Annotated in this window: 30 protein-coding genes; 29 read left to right on the forward strand and 1 reads right to left on the reverse strand. The window is 62.9% G+C overall.

The window, feature by feature from the left end; all coding sequences use genetic code 11:
* The 29 genes from GVY41_RS13985 to rplQ form a co-directional block, all read left to right on the forward strand.
* On the forward strand, nt 1-350 hold a 350-nt coding region (locus GVY41_RS13985), incomplete at its 5' end, for an EF-Tu C-terminal domain-related protein (RefSeq protein ID WP_487246634.1).
* Nucleotides 351-516: 166 nt separating this feature from the next.
* Nucleotides 517-825 (forward strand): 30S ribosomal protein S10, encoded by a 309-nt coding sequence (rpsJ, locus tag GVY41_RS13990; RefSeq protein WP_066809219.1) that lies wholly within the window; start codon nt 517-519, stop codon nt 823-825.
* 13 nt (nt 826-838) lie between these two features.
* Nucleotides 839-1,726 carry a 50S ribosomal protein L3 gene (rplC, locus tag GVY41_RS13995; protein WP_161347771.1) on the forward strand — a complete coding sequence of 296 codons (888 nt, stop codon included), beginning with the start codon at nt 839-841 and terminating at the stop codon, nt 1,724-1,726.
* Nucleotides 1,723-2,343, forward strand: a complete 621-nt coding sequence (gene rplD / locus GVY41_RS14000; RefSeq protein WP_161347770.1) for a 50S ribosomal protein L4 — start codon at nt 1,723-1,725, stop codon at nt 2,341-2,343. The genes rplC and rplD overlap by 4 nt, the downstream gene beginning before the upstream one ends.
* Nucleotides 2,340-2,636 carry a 50S ribosomal protein L23 gene (locus GVY41_RS14005; protein WP_161347769.1) on the forward strand — a complete coding sequence of 99 codons (297 nt, stop codon included), beginning with the start codon at nt 2,340-2,342 and terminating at the stop codon, nt 2,634-2,636. Before rplD ends, GVY41_RS14005 begins: the two co-directional genes overlap by 4 nt.
* A 113-nt stretch (nt 2,637-2,749) precedes the next feature.
* Entirely contained in the window at nt 2,750-3,586 is an 837-nt protein-coding gene (gene rplB, locus GVY41_RS14010) for a 50S ribosomal protein L2 (RefSeq protein ID WP_161347768.1), read from the forward strand.
* A 3-nt stretch (nt 3,587-3,589) separates the two neighbouring features.
* Nucleotides 3,590-3,868, forward strand: a complete 279-nt coding sequence (gene rpsS / locus GVY41_RS14015) for a 30S ribosomal protein S19 (RefSeq protein WP_089386322.1) — start codon at nt 3,590-3,592, stop codon at nt 3,866-3,868.
* Nucleotides 3,869-3,873: 5 nt separating this feature from the next.
* On the forward strand, nt 3,874-4,254 hold the full coding sequence (gene rplV / locus GVY41_RS14020; protein ID WP_161347767.1) for a 50S ribosomal protein L22: 381 nt from the start codon (nt 3,874-3,876) through the stop codon (nt 4,252-4,254).
* Entirely contained in the window at nt 4,254-4,964 is a 711-nt protein-coding gene (gene rpsC, locus GVY41_RS14025) for a 30S ribosomal protein S3 (RefSeq protein ID WP_161347766.1), read from the forward strand. The genes rplV and rpsC overlap by 1 nt, the downstream gene beginning before the upstream one ends.
* A gap of 13 nt (nt 4,965-4,977) precedes the next feature.
* A complete protein-coding gene (gene rplP / locus GVY41_RS14030; protein ID WP_161347765.1) occupies nt 4,978-5,391 on the forward strand; it encodes a 50S ribosomal protein L16 in 414 nt (137 codons plus the stop codon).
* A gap of 110 nt (nt 5,392-5,501) precedes the next feature.
* Entirely contained in the window at nt 5,502-5,705 is a 204-nt protein-coding gene (gene rpmC, locus GVY41_RS14035; RefSeq protein ID WP_161347764.1) for a 50S ribosomal protein L29, read from the forward strand.
* 11 nt (nt 5,706-5,716) lie between these two features.
* Nucleotides 5,717-5,956, forward strand: coding sequence for a 30S ribosomal protein S17 (gene rpsQ, locus GVY41_RS14040; RefSeq protein WP_161347763.1), 240 nt, complete (start codon nt 5,717-5,719; stop codon nt 5,954-5,956).
* A gap of 80 nt (nt 5,957-6,036) precedes the next feature.
* Nucleotides 6,037-6,405 (forward strand): 50S ribosomal protein L14, encoded by a 369-nt coding sequence (gene rplN, locus GVY41_RS14045; protein WP_022705624.1) that lies wholly within the window; start codon nt 6,037-6,039, stop codon nt 6,403-6,405.
* On the forward strand, nt 6,405-6,710 hold the full coding sequence (gene rplX / locus GVY41_RS14050; protein ID WP_161347762.1) for a 50S ribosomal protein L24: 306 nt from the start codon (nt 6,405-6,407) through the stop codon (nt 6,708-6,710). The genes rplN and rplX overlap by 1 nt, the downstream gene beginning before the upstream one ends.
* Nucleotides 6,710-7,270 (forward strand): 50S ribosomal protein L5, encoded by a 561-nt coding sequence (gene rplE / locus GVY41_RS14055; RefSeq protein WP_161347761.1) that lies wholly within the window; start codon nt 6,710-6,712, stop codon nt 7,268-7,270. The genes rplX and rplE overlap by 1 nt, the downstream gene beginning before the upstream one ends.
* Nucleotides 7,271-7,290: 20 nt before the next feature.
* Nucleotides 7,291-7,596, forward strand: coding sequence for a 30S ribosomal protein S14 (gene rpsN / locus GVY41_RS14060; RefSeq protein ID WP_161347760.1), 306 nt, complete (start codon nt 7,291-7,293; stop codon nt 7,594-7,596).
* 12 nt (nt 7,597-7,608) lie between these two features.
* Entirely contained in the window at nt 7,609-8,007 is a 399-nt protein-coding gene (gene rpsH, locus GVY41_RS14065) for a 30S ribosomal protein S8 (protein WP_188816049.1), read from the forward strand.
* Nucleotides 8,008-8,017: 10 nt separating this feature from the next.
* Nucleotides 8,018-8,551: a 50S ribosomal protein L6 gene (gene rplF / locus GVY41_RS14070; protein ID WP_161347759.1), complete on the forward strand. Its 534-nt coding sequence runs from the start codon at nt 8,018-8,020 to the stop codon at nt 8,549-8,551.
* 12 nt (nt 8,552-8,563) lie between these two features.
* Nucleotides 8,564-8,923, forward strand: coding sequence for a 50S ribosomal protein L18 (gene rplR / locus GVY41_RS14075; RefSeq protein WP_161347758.1), 360 nt, complete (start codon nt 8,564-8,566; stop codon nt 8,921-8,923).
* 9 nt (nt 8,924-8,932) lie between these two features.
* On the forward strand, nt 8,933-9,499 hold the full coding sequence (rpsE, locus tag GVY41_RS14080; RefSeq protein WP_161347757.1) for a 30S ribosomal protein S5: 567 nt from the start codon (nt 8,933-8,935) through the stop codon (nt 9,497-9,499).
* A 12-nt stretch (nt 9,500-9,511) separates the two neighbouring features.
* Nucleotides 9,512-9,700: a 50S ribosomal protein L30 gene (rpmD, locus tag GVY41_RS14085; RefSeq protein WP_161347756.1), complete on the forward strand. Its 189-nt coding sequence runs from the start codon at nt 9,512-9,514 to the stop codon at nt 9,698-9,700.
* A 132-nt stretch (nt 9,701-9,832) separates the two neighbouring features.
* Entirely contained in the window at nt 9,833-10,021 is a 189-nt protein-coding gene (locus GVY41_RS14090) for a hypothetical protein (RefSeq protein WP_161347755.1), read from the forward strand.
* A 125-nt stretch (nt 10,022-10,146) separates the two neighbouring features.
* Entirely contained in the window at nt 10,147-10,626 is a 480-nt protein-coding gene (gene rplO / locus GVY41_RS14095) for a 50S ribosomal protein L15 (RefSeq protein WP_161347754.1), read from the forward strand.
* Nucleotides 10,627-10,731: 105 nt separating this feature from the next.
* Entirely contained in the window at nt 10,732-12,093 is a 1,362-nt protein-coding gene (gene secY / locus GVY41_RS14100; RefSeq protein WP_161347753.1) for a preprotein translocase subunit SecY, read from the forward strand.
* Nucleotides 12,094-12,132: 39 nt separating this feature from the next.
* A complete protein-coding gene (locus tag GVY41_RS14105) occupies nt 12,133-12,801 on the forward strand; it encodes an adenylate kinase (protein WP_161347752.1) in 669 nt (222 codons plus the stop codon).
* A 216-nt stretch (nt 12,802-13,017) separates the two neighbouring features.
* The gene (gene rpsM / locus GVY41_RS14110; protein WP_161347751.1) at nt 13,018-13,386 is read left to right on the forward strand and encodes a 30S ribosomal protein S13; all 369 of its coding nucleotides are present in this window, start codon (nt 13,018-13,020) and stop codon (nt 13,384-13,386) included.
* 15 nt (nt 13,387-13,401) lie between these two features.
* On the forward strand, nt 13,402-13,791 hold the full coding sequence (rpsK, locus tag GVY41_RS14115) for a 30S ribosomal protein S11 (RefSeq protein WP_066809277.1): 390 nt from the start codon (nt 13,402-13,404) through the stop codon (nt 13,789-13,791).
* 117 nt (nt 13,792-13,908) lie between these two features.
* Complete coding sequence (locus GVY41_RS14120; RefSeq protein ID WP_066818089.1) at nt 13,909-14,925, forward strand: DNA-directed RNA polymerase subunit alpha; 1,017 nt, start codon at nt 13,909-13,911, stop codon at nt 14,923-14,925.
* 150 nt (nt 14,926-15,075) lie between these two features.
* Nucleotides 15,076-15,495 carry a 50S ribosomal protein L17 gene (rplQ, locus tag GVY41_RS14125; RefSeq protein ID WP_161347750.1) on the forward strand — a complete coding sequence of 140 codons (420 nt, stop codon included), beginning with the start codon at nt 15,076-15,078 and terminating at the stop codon, nt 15,493-15,495.
* A 102-nt stretch (nt 15,496-15,597) separates the two neighbouring features.
* On the opposite strand, the gene GVY41_RS14130 is transcribed toward rplQ, so the two are convergent.
* Nucleotides 15,598-15,780 carry a hypothetical protein gene (locus tag GVY41_RS14130; protein WP_161347749.1) on the reverse strand — a complete coding sequence of 61 codons (183 nt, stop codon included), beginning with the start codon at nt 15,778-15,780 and terminating at the stop codon, nt 15,598-15,600.
* Between the last annotated feature and the right edge of the window lie 27 nt (nt 15,781-15,807).

The raw sequence follows: 15,807 nt of genomic DNA on the forward strand, positions 1-15,807 counted from the left end.
TGCGCGGCATCGACCGTGAGGGCGTGGAACGTGGCCAGGTGCTGTGCAAGCCGAAATCGGTGAACCCGCACACCCACTTCGAAGCCGAAGCCTATATCCTGACCAAGGAAGAGGGCGGCCGCCACACGCCGTTCTTCGCCAACTACCGTCCGCAGTTCTACTTCCGCACGACCGACGTGACCGGGACCGTGAAGCTGCCGGAAGGCACCGAGATGGTGATGCCGGGCGACAACCTGAAGTTCGAGGTCGAGCTGATCGCCCCGATCGCCATGGAAGAGAAACTGCGCTTCGCCATCCGCGAAGGCGGCCGCACCGTCGGCGCCGGCGTCGTGTCGAAAATCCTGAAGTAAGGATTTCGGCAGGAATTTCGGGGGTCCGGCAGGTCCGGGCCCCCAATGCTCTTGTACTACGGATCTGCGCGGTGTAATGCCGCGCCTTCCGCTGACGACGGTTCGATGCAGGCCCGGCATGAGGCTCGGCCTGCCTCTCAACCAAGCCCCTCTGAGAGGCATACCCATGCAAGGTACCAACATCCGCATCCGGCTGAAGGCCTTCGACTTCCGCGTTCTGGACGCCAGCACGCAGGAAATCGTCAATACGGCCAAACGGACCGGCGCGCAGGTTCGCGGCCCGATTCCGCTGCCGAACAAGATCGAGAAATTCACGGTTCTCCGTGGTCCGCACATCGACAAGAAGTCGCGCGACCAGTGGGAAATCCGCACGCACAAGCGCCTGCTCGATATCGTCAACCCGACGCCGCAAACCGTGGACGCGCTGATGAAGCTCGACCTGGCTGCCGGCGTCGATGTCGAGATCAAGGTCTGAGGAGGATCCACGGATGTTGCGCTCTGGTATTATCGCCAAGAAGCTGGGCATGACCCGGCTTTTCCTCGAGGATGGCAAGCAGGTCCCGGTGACCGTGCTGCAACTCGACAATCTGCAAGTCGTGGCACAGCGCACGGCCGAGAAGGATGGCTACACCGCCGTTCAGCTGGGCGCGGGCACCGCCAAGGCAAAGCGGACCACCGCCGCCATGCGCGGCCATTTCGCCAAGGCGAACGTGGCCCCCAAGCGCAAGATCGCCGAGTTCCGCGTGTCGCCTGACGCGCTGATCGGTGTGGGCGAGGAAATCACTGCTGACCACTATTTCGCGGGTCAGTTCGTGGACGTCGCCGGCGTGTCGATCGGTAAGGGTTTTGCCGGTGCGATGAAGCGGCACAACTTCGGCGGTCTTCGCGCATCGCACGGCGTGTCGGTCAGCCACCGTTCGCACGGGTCCACGGGCCAGTGTCAGGATCCGGGCAAGGTGTTCAAGGGCAAGAAGATGGCCGGTCACCTCGGTGCCGTCCGTGTCACGACCCAGAACATCCAGGTTGTCCGCACCGACAGCGACCGTGGCCTGATCATGGTCAAGGGTTCGGTTCCCGGTTCGAAAGGTGGTTGGGTGACGGTCAAGGACGCGGTGAAGAAGCCGCTGCCGGAAAACGTGATCCTGCCGGCCGCGCTGCGCAGCCACGCCGAAGAAGCCAAGCGTCTGGCCGAAGAAGCCGCTGCCGCTGCCGCTGCCGAGGCTGAAGCCGCCGCCGCCGCCGCCGCCGAAGCCCAGGCTGCTGCCGAAGCTGCGGCCATGGCCGAAGCGGAAGCTTCGATCCAGGCTGACAAGGATGGCACTGCGGAGCAGGCTGACGAAGCCGCACCCGACGCGCCGGAAGGGGACAAGCAATGAAACTCGACGTGATCAAGCTCGACGCCGGCAAAGCTGGCCAGATCGACCTGTCCGACGACATCTTCGGTCTGGACCCGCGCGCGGACATCCTGCACCGCGTCGTGCGCTGGCAGCGCGCCAAGGCACAGCAGGGTACCCACTCGACCCTGGGCAAGTCCGACGTGTCCTACTCGACCAAGAAGATCTACCGCCAAAAGGGCACCGGCGGCGCACGCCACGGCTCCCGCAAGGCGCCGATCTTCCGGAAGGGTGGCGTCTACAAGGGTCCGACCCCGCGCAGCCATGCGCATGATCTGCCCAAGAAGTTCCGTGCCCTCGGGCTCAAGCACGCGCTGTCGGCCAAGGCCATCGCGGGTCATCTGATGATCCTCGATGACGCGGTGATGGCCGAGGCCAAGACGGGCATGCTTGCGAAGATGGCCAAGGAACTTGGCTGGAAGCGCGTGCTGATCATCGACGGCGCCGCCGTGGATGAGAACTTCGCCCGTGCCGCGCGCAACATCGAAGGCATCGATGTGCTGCCGTCGATGGGCGCCAACGTCTATGACATCCTCAAGCGTGACACCCTGGTGATCACGAAGGCGGGCGTCGAAGCACTGGAGGCTCGGCTGAAATGAGCACGAAACCCGAACATTACGACGTGATCGTCAAGCCGATCATCACCGAGAAAGCCACGATGGCCTCTGAGGCCAATGCCGTGGTGTTCCAGGTGCGGCGCGACGCGACCAAGCCGCTGATCAAGGAGGCCATCGAGGCCCTGTTCGGCGTCAAGGTGAAGGCGGTCAACACCACCATCACCAAGGGCAAGGTCAAGAAGTTCCGCGGCAAGCTTGGCCAGCGGAGCGACGTGAAGAAGGCCTATGTCACGCTCGAGGCTGGAAACACCATCGACGTGGCCACCGGCCTCTGATAGACAGCGCCGAATCTCGCGGCCCCGGTTTTCCGGGGCCGCGGATCATTTACGAAACCGGGTCAGGGCGTTTTCGGACGCCGGGGCCCAGAAGCTGACGGAAGACAGAAAGCATGGCACTCAAGTCGTACAAACCGACGACGCCTGGCCAGCGAGGGCTGGTTCTGATCGACCGTTCGGAGCTTTGGAAAGGTCGTCCGGTCAAGTCCCTTACGCAGGGTTTGACCAAGAATGGCGGCCGGAACAACACCGGACGGATCACCGCGTTCCGCATTGGCGGCGGCGCGAAGCGTCTTTATCGCATCGTCGATTTCCGTCGCCGGAAACACGACATCCCGGCGACCGTGGAACGGATCGAATATGACCCGAACCGCACCGCGTTCATCGCGCTGATCCGCTACAATGACGGCGAGCAGGCCTATATCCTCGCTCCGCAGCGTCTGGCCGTGGGTGACAGCGTCATCTCGGGCGCCAAGACCGACGTGAAGCCGGGCAACGCGATGCCGTTTTCCGGGATGCCGATCGGCACGATCGTCCACAATGTCGAGCTGAAGTCCGGCAAGGGTGGCCAGCTGGCCCGCGCCGCCGGCACCTATGCCCAGTTCGTCGGCCGTGACGGTGGCTATGCCCAGATCCGCCTGTCCTCGGGCGAGCTGCGGATGGTGCGCCAGGAATGCATGGCGACGGTGGGGGCTGTTTCCAACGCCGACCACTCGAACCAGAACCTCGGCAAGGCCGGCCGCACCCGCCACCTTGGAAAGCGTCCTGCGGTTCGCGGTGTTGCCATGAACCCGATCGACCACCCGCATGGTGGTGGTGAAGGCCGGACCTCGGGTGGTCGCCACCCGGTTACCCCCTGGGGTAAAGGGACCAAGGGCAACAAGACCCGCAAGAACAAGGCAACGGACAAGTATATCGTCCGTTCGCGCAACGCGAAGAAGGGGCGCTGATCCATGGCACGTTCTATCTGGAAGGGCCCCTTTGTCGACGCTTACGTCCTGAAGAAGGCCGAAAAGTCGCGCGACTCGGGCAAGTCGGAAGTGATCAAGATCTGGTCGCGCCGTTCGACGATCCTGCCGCAATTCGTCGGCCTCACCTTCGGCGTCTACAACGGGCAGAAGCACATCCCCGTTGCCGTCACCGAAGAGATGATCGGCCAGAAGTTCGGTGAATACTCGCCGACCCGTACCTATTACGGCCATGCCGCCGACAAGAAAGCCAAGAGGAAGTAATCGCCATGGGTAAGGAAAAGAATCCGCGCCGCGTGGCGGACAACGAAGCACAGGCGATCTCGCGCATGCTTCGCACCTCGCCGCAGAAACTGAACCTCGTCGCCTCGATGATCCGCGGCAAGAAGGTCGAGAAGGCGCTTGCCGATCTCACCTTCTCCAAGCGCCGCATCGCCGGTGACGTGAAGAAGTGCCTGCAGTCGGCCATCGCCAACGCCGAGAACAACCACAACCTCGACGTTGACACGCTTGTCGTCGCCGAGGCCTGGGTCGGCAAGAACCTGGTCATGAAGCGCGGTCGCCCGCGTGCCCGTGGCCGGTTCGGCAAGATCATGAAGCCGTTTTCCGAGCTGACCATCAAGGTCCGGCAGATCGAGGAGCAAGCATAATGGGTCAGAAGGTCAATCCGATCGGTATGCGCCTCCAGGTCAACCGCACCTGGGACAGCCGCTGGTTCGCGGAATCGAAGGACTACGGGAACCTGCTTCTCGAAGACCTGAAGATGCGCGACTTCATCCATGACTATGCCAAGCAGGCCGGTGTCTCGAAGGTCATCATCGAGCGTCCCCACAAGAAGTGCCGTGTGACCATTCACACTGCGCGTCCGGGCGTGATCATCGGCAAGAAAGGCGCGGACATTGAAACGCTGCGCAAGAAGCTGGCCGCGTTCACCAAGTCCGAGCTGCACCTGAACATCGTCGAGGTCCGCAAGCCGGAGCTTGACGCGCAGCTGGTGGCCGAATCGATCGCTCAGCAGCTGGAGCGCCGCGTGTCCTTCCGCCGTGCCATGAAGCGCGCCGTGCAGAACGCGATGCGCATCGGGGCCCTCGGGATCCGTGTCAACGTCGGTGGCCGTCTTGGCGGCGCCGAGATTGCCCGGACCGAATGGTACCGTGAAGGCCGCGTGCCGCTGCACACGCTTCGTGCCGACATCGACTACGCGCTGTCGGAAGCCACGACCCCCTATGGGATCATCGGCGTCAAGGTCTGGATCTTCAAAGGCGAGATCATGGAACACGACCCGCAGGCCCATGACCGCCGTCATGCGGAAGCGCAGGAAGGGGCAGCCCCCCGTCCTCCGCGCCGCAACGATCGCTGAGGAGTAACCAGCTATGATGCAACCGAAACGGACCAAGTTCCGCAAGCTGCACAAGGGCCGTATCCACGGCGAGGCGAAGGGCGGGTTCCTCCTGAACTTCGGCTCCTTCGCGCTGAAAGCCACGGAACCCGAGCGCGTCACGGCGCGGCAGATCGAAGCGGCTCGCCGCGCGATCACCCGCCACATGAAGCGTCAGGGCCGGGTCTGGATCCGGATCTTCCCGGACACCCCGGTCACCTCGAAGCCCACCGAAGTTCGGATGGGTAAGGGTAAAGGCTCCGTCGACTTCTGGGCCGCCAAGGTAAAACCGGGCCGGATCATGTTCGAGATTGACGGCGTGGCCGAATCTGTGGCAAGGGAAGCACTCCGCCTCGGCGCGAACAAGCTTCCGGTCATGACCCGGATCGTCGCCAAAGAGGACTGGTAACAAATTTAGCCTGGACCCCCGGTTCCGCCGGGGGTTCTGGTTTTTGTTGGAAAAGCGTCGGCCCGGGGCCACCTGGTAGTCCGGCGACTTCTGATGAGAGGATGAGGCGCATGAACGCCCAAGAACTGAAGACCAAGACGCCCGATCAGCTCCGCGAGGATCTGGTTGCGCTGAAGAAAGAAGCCTTCAACCTGCGTTTCCAGCAGGCCACCGGCCAGCTTGAGAATACCGCCCGCATGCGTGTCGTCCGTCGTGACGTCGCCCGTGTGAAGACGGTGCTGAACCACAAGGCCGCGGAAGCGGCGGCGAAGTAAGGAGCGCGCACATGCCCAAACGTATCTTGCAAGGCGTTGTGACGAGCGACAAGAACGAGCAGACCATCACGGTTCTGGTCGAGCGCCGCTTCAAGCATCCGCTGCTGAAAAAGACCGTTCGTTCGTCCAAGAAATACCGGGCGCATGACGAAGCCAACCAGTTCAAGACCGGGGATGCCGTTCGTATCATCGAATGCGCGCCGGTCTCGAAATCCAAACGCTGGACCGTGGTGACCGAAGCCTCTGCCTGAGGCTCGCCACGATCCAGTTCTGATCGAAACCCTGGGGCAGCCGCCATGCGGTGAAGTCCCCAAAGGTCGGGAGAAACCAAATGATCCAGATGCAGACCAACCTGGATGTTGCTGACAACTCCGGCGCTCGCCGAGTTCAGTGCATCAAGGTTCTGGGTGGTTCCCACCGCCGCTACGCCAGCGTCGGCGACATCATCGTGGTGTCGGTGAAGGAAGCCATCCCGCGCGGTCGCGTGAAGAAAGGTGACGTCCGCAAGGCCGTCGTCGTGCGCACCGCCAAAGAAGTCCGCCGTGAAGACGGCACCGCGATCCGTTTTGACCGCAACGCCGCCGTCATCCTGAACAACCAGGGTGAACCGGTCGGCACGCGTATCTTCGGGCCGGTGGTGCGCGAGCTGCGCGCCAAGAACTTCATGAAGATCATCTCGCTTGCGCCGGAGGTGCTGTAATGGCTGCCAAACTTCGCAAGGGTGACAAGGTCGTCGTTCTGACCGGCAAGGACAAGGGCAAGCAGGGCGAGATCGCCAGCGTGAACCCGAAGGCCAACAAAGCCGTCGTCGAAGGCGTCAACGTCGCCATCCGTCACGTCAAGCAATCGCAGACCGCCCAGGGCGGCCGCCAGCCGAAGGCCATGCCGATCGAGCTGTCGAACCTCGCGCTGCTCGATGCCAACGGCAAGGCAACCCGCGTCGGCTTCCGTATGGAAGAGGGCACGAAGGTGCGCTTCGCCAAGACAACCGGGGAGGCGATCTGATGCTCGACGCAACCACCTATACCCCCCGCCTGAAGGCGATGTACAAGGGCCCGATCCGCGACGCCTTGAAGGAGGAATTCTCCTACAAGAACGGCATGCAGATCCCGCGCCTTGACAAGATCGTCCTGAACATGGGCGTTGGTGAAGCCGTCAAGGACACCAAGAAGGTCAAGCAGGCCGCCGAAGAGCTGACGCTCATCGCCGGTCAGAAGGCTGTCATCACCAAGGCCAAGAAGTCGATCGCCGGCTTCCGCGTCCGTGAAGAGATGCCGCTTGGCTGCAAGGTGACCCTGCGCGGCGACCGGATGTATGAATTCCTGGACCGTCTGATCACCATCGCACTGCCCCGCGTCCGCGACTTCCGCGGCGTGAAAGGCACGGCGTTTGACGGCCGCGGCAACTATGCCATGGGCCTGAAGGAACAGATCGTCTTCCCGGAAATCGACTTTGACAAGGTCGACGAAGTTCTGGGCATGGACATCATCATCTGCACCACCGCGAAAACCGACGCGGAAGCGAAAGCGCTGTTGAAGCAATTCAACATGCCTTTCAACAGCTGATCGCGGGAGGAGAGAAACACATGGCTAAAGTTTCCATGGTCGAACGCGAAAAGAAGCGCGCCAAGCTGGTCAAGCAATATGCCGGCAAGCGCGTCGCGTTGAAAGCGATCATCGAAGATCAGTCCCGCCCGATGGAAGAGCGCTTCAAGGCGACTCTGAAACTGGCGCAACTGCCCCGCAATTCGTCGGCAACCCGGCTGCACAATCGGTGCCAGCTGACCGGCCGTCCGCATGCGTATTATCGCAAGCTCAAACTCTCGCGGATCATGCTTCGTGAACTGGCCTCGTTCGGCCAGATCCCGGGCATGGTCAAGTCGAGCTGGTAAGGAGGCCCGGACATGTCGATGAACGATCCTCTCGGCGATATGCTGACCCGCATCCGCAACGCGCAAATGCGCGGCAAGTCCACCGTCAAGACGCCGGCTTCCAAGCTGCGCGCCTGGGTGCTGGATGTGCTCAAGGATGAAGGCTACATTCGCGGCTATGAAAAGCAGACGGCAGCCACTGGCCTGCCCGAGCTGGAAATCAGCCTGAAATACTACGAAGGCACCCCGGTGATCCGCGAGCTGAAGCGTATCTCGAAGCCTGGCCGCCGTGTTTACATGTCGGTCAAGGATATCCCGAGCCCGCGTAACGGCCTTGGTGTCTCGATCGTCTCCACGCCGAAAGGCGTCATGTCGGACGCAAATGCACGCACTGCCAATGTTGGCGGCGAAGTGCTTTGCACCGTGTTCTGAGGAGGGCAAGATGTCTCGTATTGGCAAAAAACCGGTCGAGCTGCCCCAGGGGGTTACTGCCTCCATCTCGGGACAGACCGTCGAAGTGAAGGGGCCGAAAGGCACCCGCAGCTTCAAGGCGACCGACGACGTGACGCTGGCCCTCGACGAGGGCAAGCTGACGGTGACTCCGCGCGGCACGTCCAAACGTGCCCGCCAGCAATGGGGCATGTCCCGGTCGATGGTGTCGAACCTCGTGACCGGCGTCTCCACCGGGTTCCGCAAGGAACTGGAAATCCAGGGTGTCGGTTACCGCGCTGCGGCCAACGGCAAGATCCTGAAGTTGTCGCTCGGTTATTCGCATGAGGTGAATTTCGAGGTTCCGGACGGTGTGACCGTCTCGACGCCGAAGCAGACCGAAATTGTGGTGGAAGGGATCGACCAGCAACTGGTCGGCCAGGTCGCCGCGAACATCCGCGAGTGGCGCGCTCCCGAGCCCTACAAGGGCAAAGGGATCCGCTACAAGGGCGAATTCATCTTCCGCAAGGAAGGCAAGAAGAAGTAAGGGGCGCAAGAAATGGCGAACAACAAGAGAGAGCTGTTCCTCAAGCGCCGCCTGCGCGTCCGGAACAAACTTCGCAAGCTTGCGAATGGCCGTGCCCGCCTGTCGGTGCATCGGTCCAGCAAGAACATCAGCGTGCAGCTGATCGACGACGTCAAAGGTGTGACGCTTGCCGCAGCCTCGACCCTGGAAAAAGACCTGGGTCTGGTTGGCAAGAACAACATCGATGCGGCGGCCAAGATCGGCGCGGCAATTGCCGAGCGCGCGAAAAAGGCCGGGGTCGAGGAATGCTATTTCGATCGTGGTGGTTTCCTCTTTCACGGGAAGATCAAGGCTTTGGCCGACGCTGCCCGTGAAGGTGGCCTGAAGTTCTAGGAGACGGATATGGCAGAACGTGACAACCGCCGGGACAATCGCCGCGACGACCGTCGTGATGAGAACCCGGAATTCGCCGAACGTCTCGTGGCAATCAACCGCGTGTCGAAAACGGTAAAGGGCGGCAAGCGCTTTGGCTTCGCGGCGCTCGTGGTGGTCGGTGACCAGCGCGGACGCGTGGGCTTTGGCAAAGGCAAGGCCAAGGAAGTGCCGGAGGCAATCCGCAAGGCAACCGAACAGGCGAAACGCTCGCTGGTTCGCGTGCCGCTGCGCGACGGCCGCACCCTGCACCACGACATGGAAGGTCGCCACGGCGCCGGCAAGGTCGTGATGCGGACGGCAACCGCCGGTACCGGCATCATCGCGGGCGGCCCGATGCGGGCCGTGTTCGAGATGCTGGGCATTCAGGACGTGGTCGCCAAGTCGATGGGGTCGCAAAACCCCTACAACATGATCCGCGCCACCATTGATGGCCTGAAGCATGAAGCCAGCCCCCGTCAGGTCGCGCAGCGTCGCGGCAAGAAGGTGGCCGACATCCTGCGCAAGCCCGAGGCCGCGGAAGCGGTCGAAGCGTAAGGAGCGCAGATCATGGCAAAAACCATCGTCGTCAAACAGATCGGCTCGCCGATCCGTCGCCCGGCCAGCCAGCGTGCAACGCTGGTCGGTCTCGGCCTCAACAAGATGAACCGCACCCGCGAGCTGGAAGATACCCCTTCCGTCCGCGGCATGGTCAACGCGATCCCGCACCTGGTGCAGATCATCGAAGAACGCGGCTGAGGCTGCGGGGGTCTCCCTGCAACCCGTCCGGAATTGAAGCGCCCCGGTTTTCCGGGGCGTTTCGCGTTTGGAGCAAGCCTTGGCGGGGGGAAGCTGTTAACACTCGTTAACGCCAATCCCATGGAGGTCCAGATGACCCACTCGACGCGCGTCCTGCTTGCCGGCCTGTGGATCGCCGTTGGAGCCACTCCAGCCTTCGCCGTGCCGATGACGTCCCTCGGCGCGCCCACCGTCGAGCATGGCGGCGGCTGCCGCAAAAGCTCGCCCCCCGGCCAGTGCTGCCATATGCAGAACTCGACCGGCACGGTTCACTGCCACTAGGCTTGATTGCAGGGGCCACTGCGTCTATACGCGCCCGGTGCGGCTTGGCCGCACAGAATCAACAAGAAACGCCGTGTGCCCCCATCCGTCGCTGGCGGGGGTCTTCCGGCATAGGAGATAGCGACATGAAACTGAATGAACTCCGCGACAATCCCGGCGCAGCCAAGAAGCAAAAGCGCGTGGCGCGCGGCCCGGGTTCGGGCAAGGGCAAAACCGCTGGCCGCGGTATCAAGGGCCAGAAATCGCGTTCGGGCGTGGCGATCGGCGGCTATGAAGGCGGCCAGATGCCGCTGTACCGGCGTCTGCCGAAGCGCGGCTTCACCAAGCCGAATGCCAAGCATTACGCGGTCATCAACCTGGGCCTGATCCAGAAATTCGTCGAAGCCGGCCGTCTCGACGCCTCGGCCGAGATCACCGAGGACCTGCTGGTGTCCTCGGGCGTCGTGCGGCGCAAGCTGGACGGCATCCGCGTCCTGGCCAAGGGCGAGGCGACCACCGTGCTGAACCTGTCGGTCACCGGCGCCTCCAAGGCGGCCATCGACGCGGTCGAGAAGGCCGGCGGTTCGCTGAAAGTGTCGGCACCCGTGGCGGCAACGGCAGAATAAGGTGTTGTGGGCGGCCGGAGTGCCGCTTACATAGACCTGAAGTTTTTCCAGGCGCCGCCGACCGGAAGACCGGTTCGGCGGCGCTGTCCATGAAAGAGACCGGACATGGCATCTGCTGCAGAGCAAATGGCGGCGAACCTATCCTGGGGCGCGCTCGGGAAGGCGACCGATCTTCGCCAACGCATCTTGTTCACCATCGGCCTGCTGATCGTCTATCGCCTTGGCACCTATATTCCGGTGCCCGGGATCGACGGTCTGGCGCTGCGTCAGTTCATGGACGACGCAGCCGCGGGCCTTGGCGGGATCCTGACGATGTTCACCGGCGGCGCGCTTGGCCGCATGGGGATCTTCGCGCTGGGGATCATGCCGTATATCTCGGCCTCGATCATCGTTCAGCTGCTGACCTCGATGCTGCCCGCACTGGAGCAGCTGAAGAAGGAAGGCGAGCAGGGCCGCAAGAAGATCAACCAGTATACCCGCTACGCCACGGTCGGCCTTGCGCTGTTCCAGGCCTGGGGGCTGGCCGTCAGCCTCGAGGCGGGTGGGCTTGCACATGACCCGGGCATGTTCTTCCGCCTGTCGGTCGTGATCACCCTCGTCGGCGGCACCATGTTCCTGATGTGGCTGGGCGAGCAGATCACCGCCCGCGGCATCGGCAACGGCATCAGCCTCATCATCTTCGTCGGCATCGTCGCCGAGATCCCGGCCGCGATGGCGCAGTTCTTCAGCCAGGGCCGCGCCGGAACCATCTCTCCGATCGTCATCATCGGCGTGATCGTCATGGTCGTCGTCACCGTCGGCTTCGTGGTGTTCATGGAACGCGCGCTGCGCAAGATCCATATCCAGTATCCGCGGCGCCAGGTGGGGATGAAGGTCTATGATGGCGGCTCGAGCCATCTGCCGATCAAGGTGAACCCGGCGGGCGTGATCCCGGCGATCTTCGCCTCGTCGCTGCTGCTGCTGCCGACCACCGTTGCCACCTTCTCGGGCGGGCAGACCGGCCCGGTGATGTCCACGATCCTGGCCTATTTCGGGCCGGGGCAGCCGCTGTACCTGTTGTTCTTCACGGCGATGATCGTGTTCTTCGCCTATTTCTACACCGCCAACGTCGCCTTCAAGACCGAGGACGTGGCCGACAACCTGAAGAACCAGGGCGGCTTCGTGCCCGGCATCCGGCCCGGCAAGCGCACCGAGGAATATCTCGACTACGTGGTGAACCGCGTTCTGGTTCTGGGCTCGGGGTACCTCGCCCTTGTCTGCCTGATGCCGGAAATCCTGCGCTCGCAACTGGCGATCCCGTTCTACTTCGGCGGCACCTCGGTGCTGATCGTGGTCTCGGTGACGATGGACACGATCAACCAGGTGCAATCGCACCTGCTGGCCCACCAGTATGAAGGTCTGATCGAGAAATCGCAGCTGCGCGGCAAGAAGCGCCCCGCTGCGAAGAAGCCGCCTGCGCGGCGCTGACACGACAAGCACCACACGATACGGGCGGGGGGACAAGCCATGGTCAACATCATTCTTCTGGGGCCCCCGGGCGCCGGCAAGGGAACGCAGGCCCGCCGTCTGGTCGAAGAGCGCAGCATGGTGCAGCTGTCCACCGGTGACATGCTGCGCGAGGCCCGCACCAGCGGCACCGACATGGGCAAGCGCGTCGCCGAGGTCATGGACCGCGGCGAGCTGGTCACTGACGAGATCGTGATCGGCCTGATCGAAGAAAAGATCGCCGCCGATACCGCAGGGCAGGGCGGGGGGTTCATCTTCGATGGCTTCCCCCGGACGCTGCCGCAGGCCGACGCGCTTGGTGCAATGCTGACCCGCATGGGGCAGCGGCTGGATGCGGTCATCGAGATGCGGGTGGAGGACGAGGCACTTGTCAGCCGCGTGTCCGGCCGCTTCACCTGCGGCAATTGCGGCGAGGTCTATCACGACGAAACCCGCCCGACCAAGGTTGCCGGGGTCTGCGACGTCTGCGGATCGACCGACCTGCGGCGCCGCGCCGATGACAATGCCGAAAGCCTCAAGCAGCGGCTGATGGAATATTACAAGAAAACCTCACCGCTGATCGGCTATTACTATGCCACCGGCGATCTCTTCACTGTCGATGGGCTGGCCGAGATCGATGAGGTTGCCGGCAAGATCGCCGGCGTGCTGGCGCAATCTGCCCGCAGCTGACCCGGGGCCGGCATTGCCGATCCCGGGCGACCCGCCTTGACGGGGATGAAAAATACCTCTAGGTCACGGCGTCTCGTAAGAGAATCGTCTTGATCCGGCAGAATTTTATTCGTCCGAATCAGACAGACCAGATGCGGCCCGCAGGCACGATGCCTTCGGGCCTGCGTTGTGAAAAAAGGTTCCGGCGCTACGGAACCGCAACGAAAGGACAAACGCGTGGCACGTATTGCTGGCGTAAACATTCCCACCTCCAAGCGCGTCCCGATTGCGCTCACCTACATCACCGGTATCGGCAACAATGTTGCCGAGACGATCTGCGAAGCCGTCGGCATCGACCGCGCCCGCCGCGTGAACGAGCTGTCGGACGCAGAAGTGCTGGCGATCCGTGAGTATATCGACGCGAACGTCACCGTGGAAGGCGACCTGCGTCGCGCGACCACGATGAACATCAAGCGTCTCATGGACCTTGGCTGCTACCGCGGCCTGCGTCACCGCAAGAACCTGCCGGTTCGCGGCCAGCGCACCCACACCAATGCCCGCACCCGCAAAGGCCCCGCAAAGGCCATCGCCGGCAAGAAGAAGTAAGGGGAGGGTTCAGATATGGCTCGTGACAAGACCCGCATGAAGCGGAAAGAGCGCAAGAACATCGCCGCCGGCGTTGCGCATGTGAACTCGTCCTTCAACAACACCAAGATCCTGATCTCGGACGTGCAGGGCAACGCGATCGCGTGGTCCTCCGCCGGCACGATGGGCTTCAAGGGGTCGCGTAAATCGACCCCCTATGCCGCCCAGATGGCTGCCGAGGATGCCGGCCGCAAGGCGCAGGAACATGGCGTGAAGACGATCGAAGTGGAAGTCCAGGGCCCGGGTTCGGGCCGCGAGTCGGCGCTGCGTGCGCTGGCCGCCGTGGGCTTCAACATCACCTCGATCCGCGACGTGACCCCGATTGCCCACAATGGCTGCCGCCCGCCGAAACGCCGTCGGGTCTGACAACCAGTTGCAAGCCCGGGCCGCGCGAACCAGCGCGGCCCGGGTTGCTTTCGTTTTTATCCTCGGGCGTTCCGGGCAAGCGGACATGGGTCCGGAACAAGTATGGAGGCAGAACGCATGATCCACAAGAATTGGGCCGAGCTCATCAAGCCAGCACAGCTGGACGTGAAGGCTGGCAACGATCCGGCCCGCAAGGCCACCGTCATCGCCGAACCGCTGGAGCGGGGCTTCGGCCTGACGCTTGGCAACGCGCTGCGCCGGGTGCTGCTGTCCTCGCTGCAAGGCGCGGCGATCACCAGCGTGCAGATCGACAACGTGCTGCACGAGTTCTCCTCGGTCGCCGGCGTGCGTGAAGACGTCACCGACATCGTGCTGAACCTCAAGGGCGTCGCCCTGCGCATGGACGTCGAGGGGCCGAAGCGCCTGTCGATCTCGGCCAAGGGCCCGGGCATCGTCACCGCCGGCGACATCTCGGAATCGAATGGCATCGAGGTCCTGAACAAGGATCACGTCATCTGCCACCTCGACGACGGCGCCGACCTGTTCATGGAACTGACGGTCAACACCGGCAAGGGCTATGTCGCGGCCGACAAGAACCGTCCGGAAGATGCGCCCATCGGCCTGATCCCCATCGACGCCATCTATTCACCGGTCAAGAAGGTCAGCTACGAAGTGCAGCCCACCCGCGAGGGCCAGGTGCTGGACTATGACAAGCTGACCATCAAGCTGGAAACCGACGGCTCGCTGACCCCCGAAGATGCGGTGGCCTATGCCGCCCGCATCCTGCAGGACCAGCTGGCGGTGTTCGTCAACTTCGACGAGCCGGAATCGGCCACCCGCCATGACGTGGAAGACGGGCTGGAGTTCAACCCGCTGCTGCTGAAGAAGGTGGACGAGCTGGAGCTTTCGGTGCGTTCGGCCAACTGCCTGAAGAACGACAACATCGTCTATATCGGCGATCTGATCCAGAAGACCGAAGCCGAGATGCTGCGCACCCCGAACTTCGGCCGCAAGTCGCTGAACGAGATCAAGGAAGTCCTGTCCTCGATGGGTCTGCACCTTGGCATGGAAGTCGAAGACTGGCCGCCGGAGAACATCGAAGACCTGGCCAAGCGCTTCGAAGACCAGTTCTGATCTGGACAATTCCGGGGGCCGTCGCTAGATGGCCCCCACAAAAGACAAATGCCCGGAATACCGGGGAATGACTGGGCGATAAGCCCCAAGGTGAGCCGCCCGAACGCAGGGTGTGCCGGACAAAGCAAAACAGAAGATAGGAGACACATCATGCGTCACGCCAGTGGCTACCGCAAACTGAACCGCACCCACGAACACCGCAAGGCGATGTTCTCGAACATGTGCGGCTCGCTGATCGAGCACGAGCAGATCAAGACGACCCTGCCCAAGGCCAAGGAACTGCGCCCGATCATCGAGAAGATGATCACGCTTGCGAAGCGCGGCGACCTGCATGCCCGTCGCCAGGCCGCGTCCATGCTCAAGCAGGACAAGGACGTCATCAAGCTGTTCGACATTCTGGCTGCCCGCTACAAGGACCGCGCCGGTGGGTACACCCGCGTCCTCAAGGCGGGCTTCCGCTATGGCGACATGGCCCCGATGGCGATCATCGAATTCGTGGAACGCGACACCTCGGCCAAGGGCGCCGCTGACCGCGCCCGCGTCGAAGCCGAAGAAGCCGCCAACGCCTGAGCGTCTGAGCGCTGACCGAGTAGCAAAGACCCCGCCGGTTGGCGGGGTCTTTTGCTTTCGGGGGATATTGATGACGCTACGACATCCTCGCGCGGCGCTGCCTCAGTTCGGCTCGGCCCGCATCGGCCGCAGATCGCCCTCGACCCGCGTGGCAACACGCTCGATCATTTCGGCAAGCTGGGCGTCGGCAACGGGGGTTGCCCCCAGAAACTCCAGCAAATCGCCGCGGGCGGCGTCGGGGAGGCGCATCAGCCTCGTGAACAGGTTCGGGTCAATCATACGCACGGGTGATTCCATAACTTCTGGGCAACT

Origin of the sequence: Frigidibacter albus, assembly GCF_009908165.1 — a bacterium.
GTDB classification, from domain to species: Bacteria; Pseudomonadota; Alphaproteobacteria; order Rhodobacterales; family Rhodobacteraceae; genus Frigidibacter; species Frigidibacter albus.

What these genes read in the sequence shown, in the direction of transcription:
- rpsJ (WP_066809219.1), top strand. Translation starts at nt 517, where the DNA reads ATGCAAGGTACCAACATCCGCATCCGGCTGAAGGCCTTCGACTTCCGC.
- rplR (WP_161347758.1), top strand. Translation starts at nt 8,564, where the DNA reads ATGGCGAACAACAAGAGAGAGCTGTTCCTCAAGCGCCGCCTGCGCGTC.
- rplD (WP_161347770.1), top strand. Translation starts at nt 1,723, where the DNA reads ATGAAACTCGACGTGATCAAGCTCGACGCCGGCAAAGCTGGCCAGATC.
- secY (WP_161347753.1), top strand. Translation starts at nt 10,732, where the DNA reads ATGGCATCTGCTGCAGAGCAAATGGCGGCGAACCTATCCTGGGGCGCG.
- rpmC (WP_161347764.1), top strand. Translation starts at nt 5,502, where the DNA reads ATGAACGCCCAAGAACTGAAGACCAAGACGCCCGATCAGCTCCGCGAG.
- rplN (WP_022705624.1), top strand. Translation starts at nt 6,037, where the DNA reads ATGATCCAGATGCAGACCAACCTGGATGTTGCTGACAACTCCGGCGCT.
- rplB (WP_161347768.1), top strand. Translation starts at nt 2,750, where the DNA reads ATGGCACTCAAGTCGTACAAACCGACGACGCCTGGCCAGCGAGGGCTG.
- rplO (WP_161347754.1), top strand. Translation starts at nt 10,147, where the DNA reads ATGAAACTGAATGAACTCCGCGACAATCCCGGCGCAGCCAAGAAGCAA.
- rplP (WP_161347765.1), top strand. Translation starts at nt 4,978, where the DNA reads ATGATGCAACCGAAACGGACCAAGTTCCGCAAGCTGCACAAGGGCCGT.
- rplC (WP_161347771.1), top strand. Translation starts at nt 839, where the DNA reads ATGTTGCGCTCTGGTATTATCGCCAAGAAGCTGGGCATGACCCGGCTT.
- GVY41_RS14090 (WP_161347755.1), top strand. Translation starts at nt 9,833, where the DNA reads ATGACCCACTCGACGCGCGTCCTGCTTGCCGGCCTGTGGATCGCCGTT.
- rpsK (WP_066809277.1), top strand. Translation starts at nt 13,402, where the DNA reads ATGGCTCGTGACAAGACCCGCATGAAGCGGAAAGAGCGCAAGAACATC.
- GVY41_RS14005 (WP_161347769.1), top strand. Translation starts at nt 2,340, where the DNA reads ATGAGCACGAAACCCGAACATTACGACGTGATCGTCAAGCCGATCATC.
- rplE (WP_161347761.1), top strand. Translation starts at nt 6,710, where the DNA reads ATGCTCGACGCAACCACCTATACCCCCCGCCTGAAGGCGATGTACAAG.
- rpmD (WP_161347756.1), top strand. Translation starts at nt 9,512, where the DNA reads ATGGCAAAAACCATCGTCGTCAAACAGATCGGCTCGCCGATCCGTCGC.
- rpsH (WP_188816049.1), top strand. Translation starts at nt 7,609, where the DNA reads ATGTCGATGAACGATCCTCTCGGCGATATGCTGACCCGCATCCGCAAC.
- rplX (WP_161347762.1), top strand. Translation starts at nt 6,405, where the DNA reads ATGGCTGCCAAACTTCGCAAGGGTGACAAGGTCGTCGTTCTGACCGGC.
- rpsE (WP_161347757.1), top strand. Translation starts at nt 8,933, where the DNA reads ATGGCAGAACGTGACAACCGCCGGGACAATCGCCGCGACGACCGTCGT.
- GVY41_RS14105 (WP_161347752.1), top strand. Translation starts at nt 12,133, where the DNA reads ATGGTCAACATCATTCTTCTGGGGCCCCCGGGCGCCGGCAAGGGAACG.
- GVY41_RS14120 (WP_066818089.1), top strand. Translation starts at nt 13,909, where the DNA reads ATGATCCACAAGAATTGGGCCGAGCTCATCAAGCCAGCACAGCTGGAC.
- rpsS (WP_089386322.1), top strand. Translation starts at nt 3,590, where the DNA reads ATGGCACGTTCTATCTGGAAGGGCCCCTTTGTCGACGCTTACGTCCTG.
- rplF (WP_161347759.1), top strand. Translation starts at nt 8,018, where the DNA reads ATGTCTCGTATTGGCAAAAAACCGGTCGAGCTGCCCCAGGGGGTTACT.
- rplV (WP_161347767.1), top strand. Translation starts at nt 3,874, where the DNA reads ATGGGTAAGGAAAAGAATCCGCGCCGCGTGGCGGACAACGAAGCACAG.
- rplQ (WP_161347750.1), top strand. Translation starts at nt 15,076, where the DNA reads ATGCGTCACGCCAGTGGCTACCGCAAACTGAACCGCACCCACGAACAC.
- rpsQ (WP_161347763.1), top strand. Translation starts at nt 5,717, where the DNA reads ATGCCCAAACGTATCTTGCAAGGCGTTGTGACGAGCGACAAGAACGAG.
- rpsN (WP_161347760.1), top strand. Translation starts at nt 7,291, where the DNA reads ATGGCTAAAGTTTCCATGGTCGAACGCGAAAAGAAGCGCGCCAAGCTG.
- rpsC (WP_161347766.1), top strand. Translation starts at nt 4,254, where the DNA reads ATGGGTCAGAAGGTCAATCCGATCGGTATGCGCCTCCAGGTCAACCGC.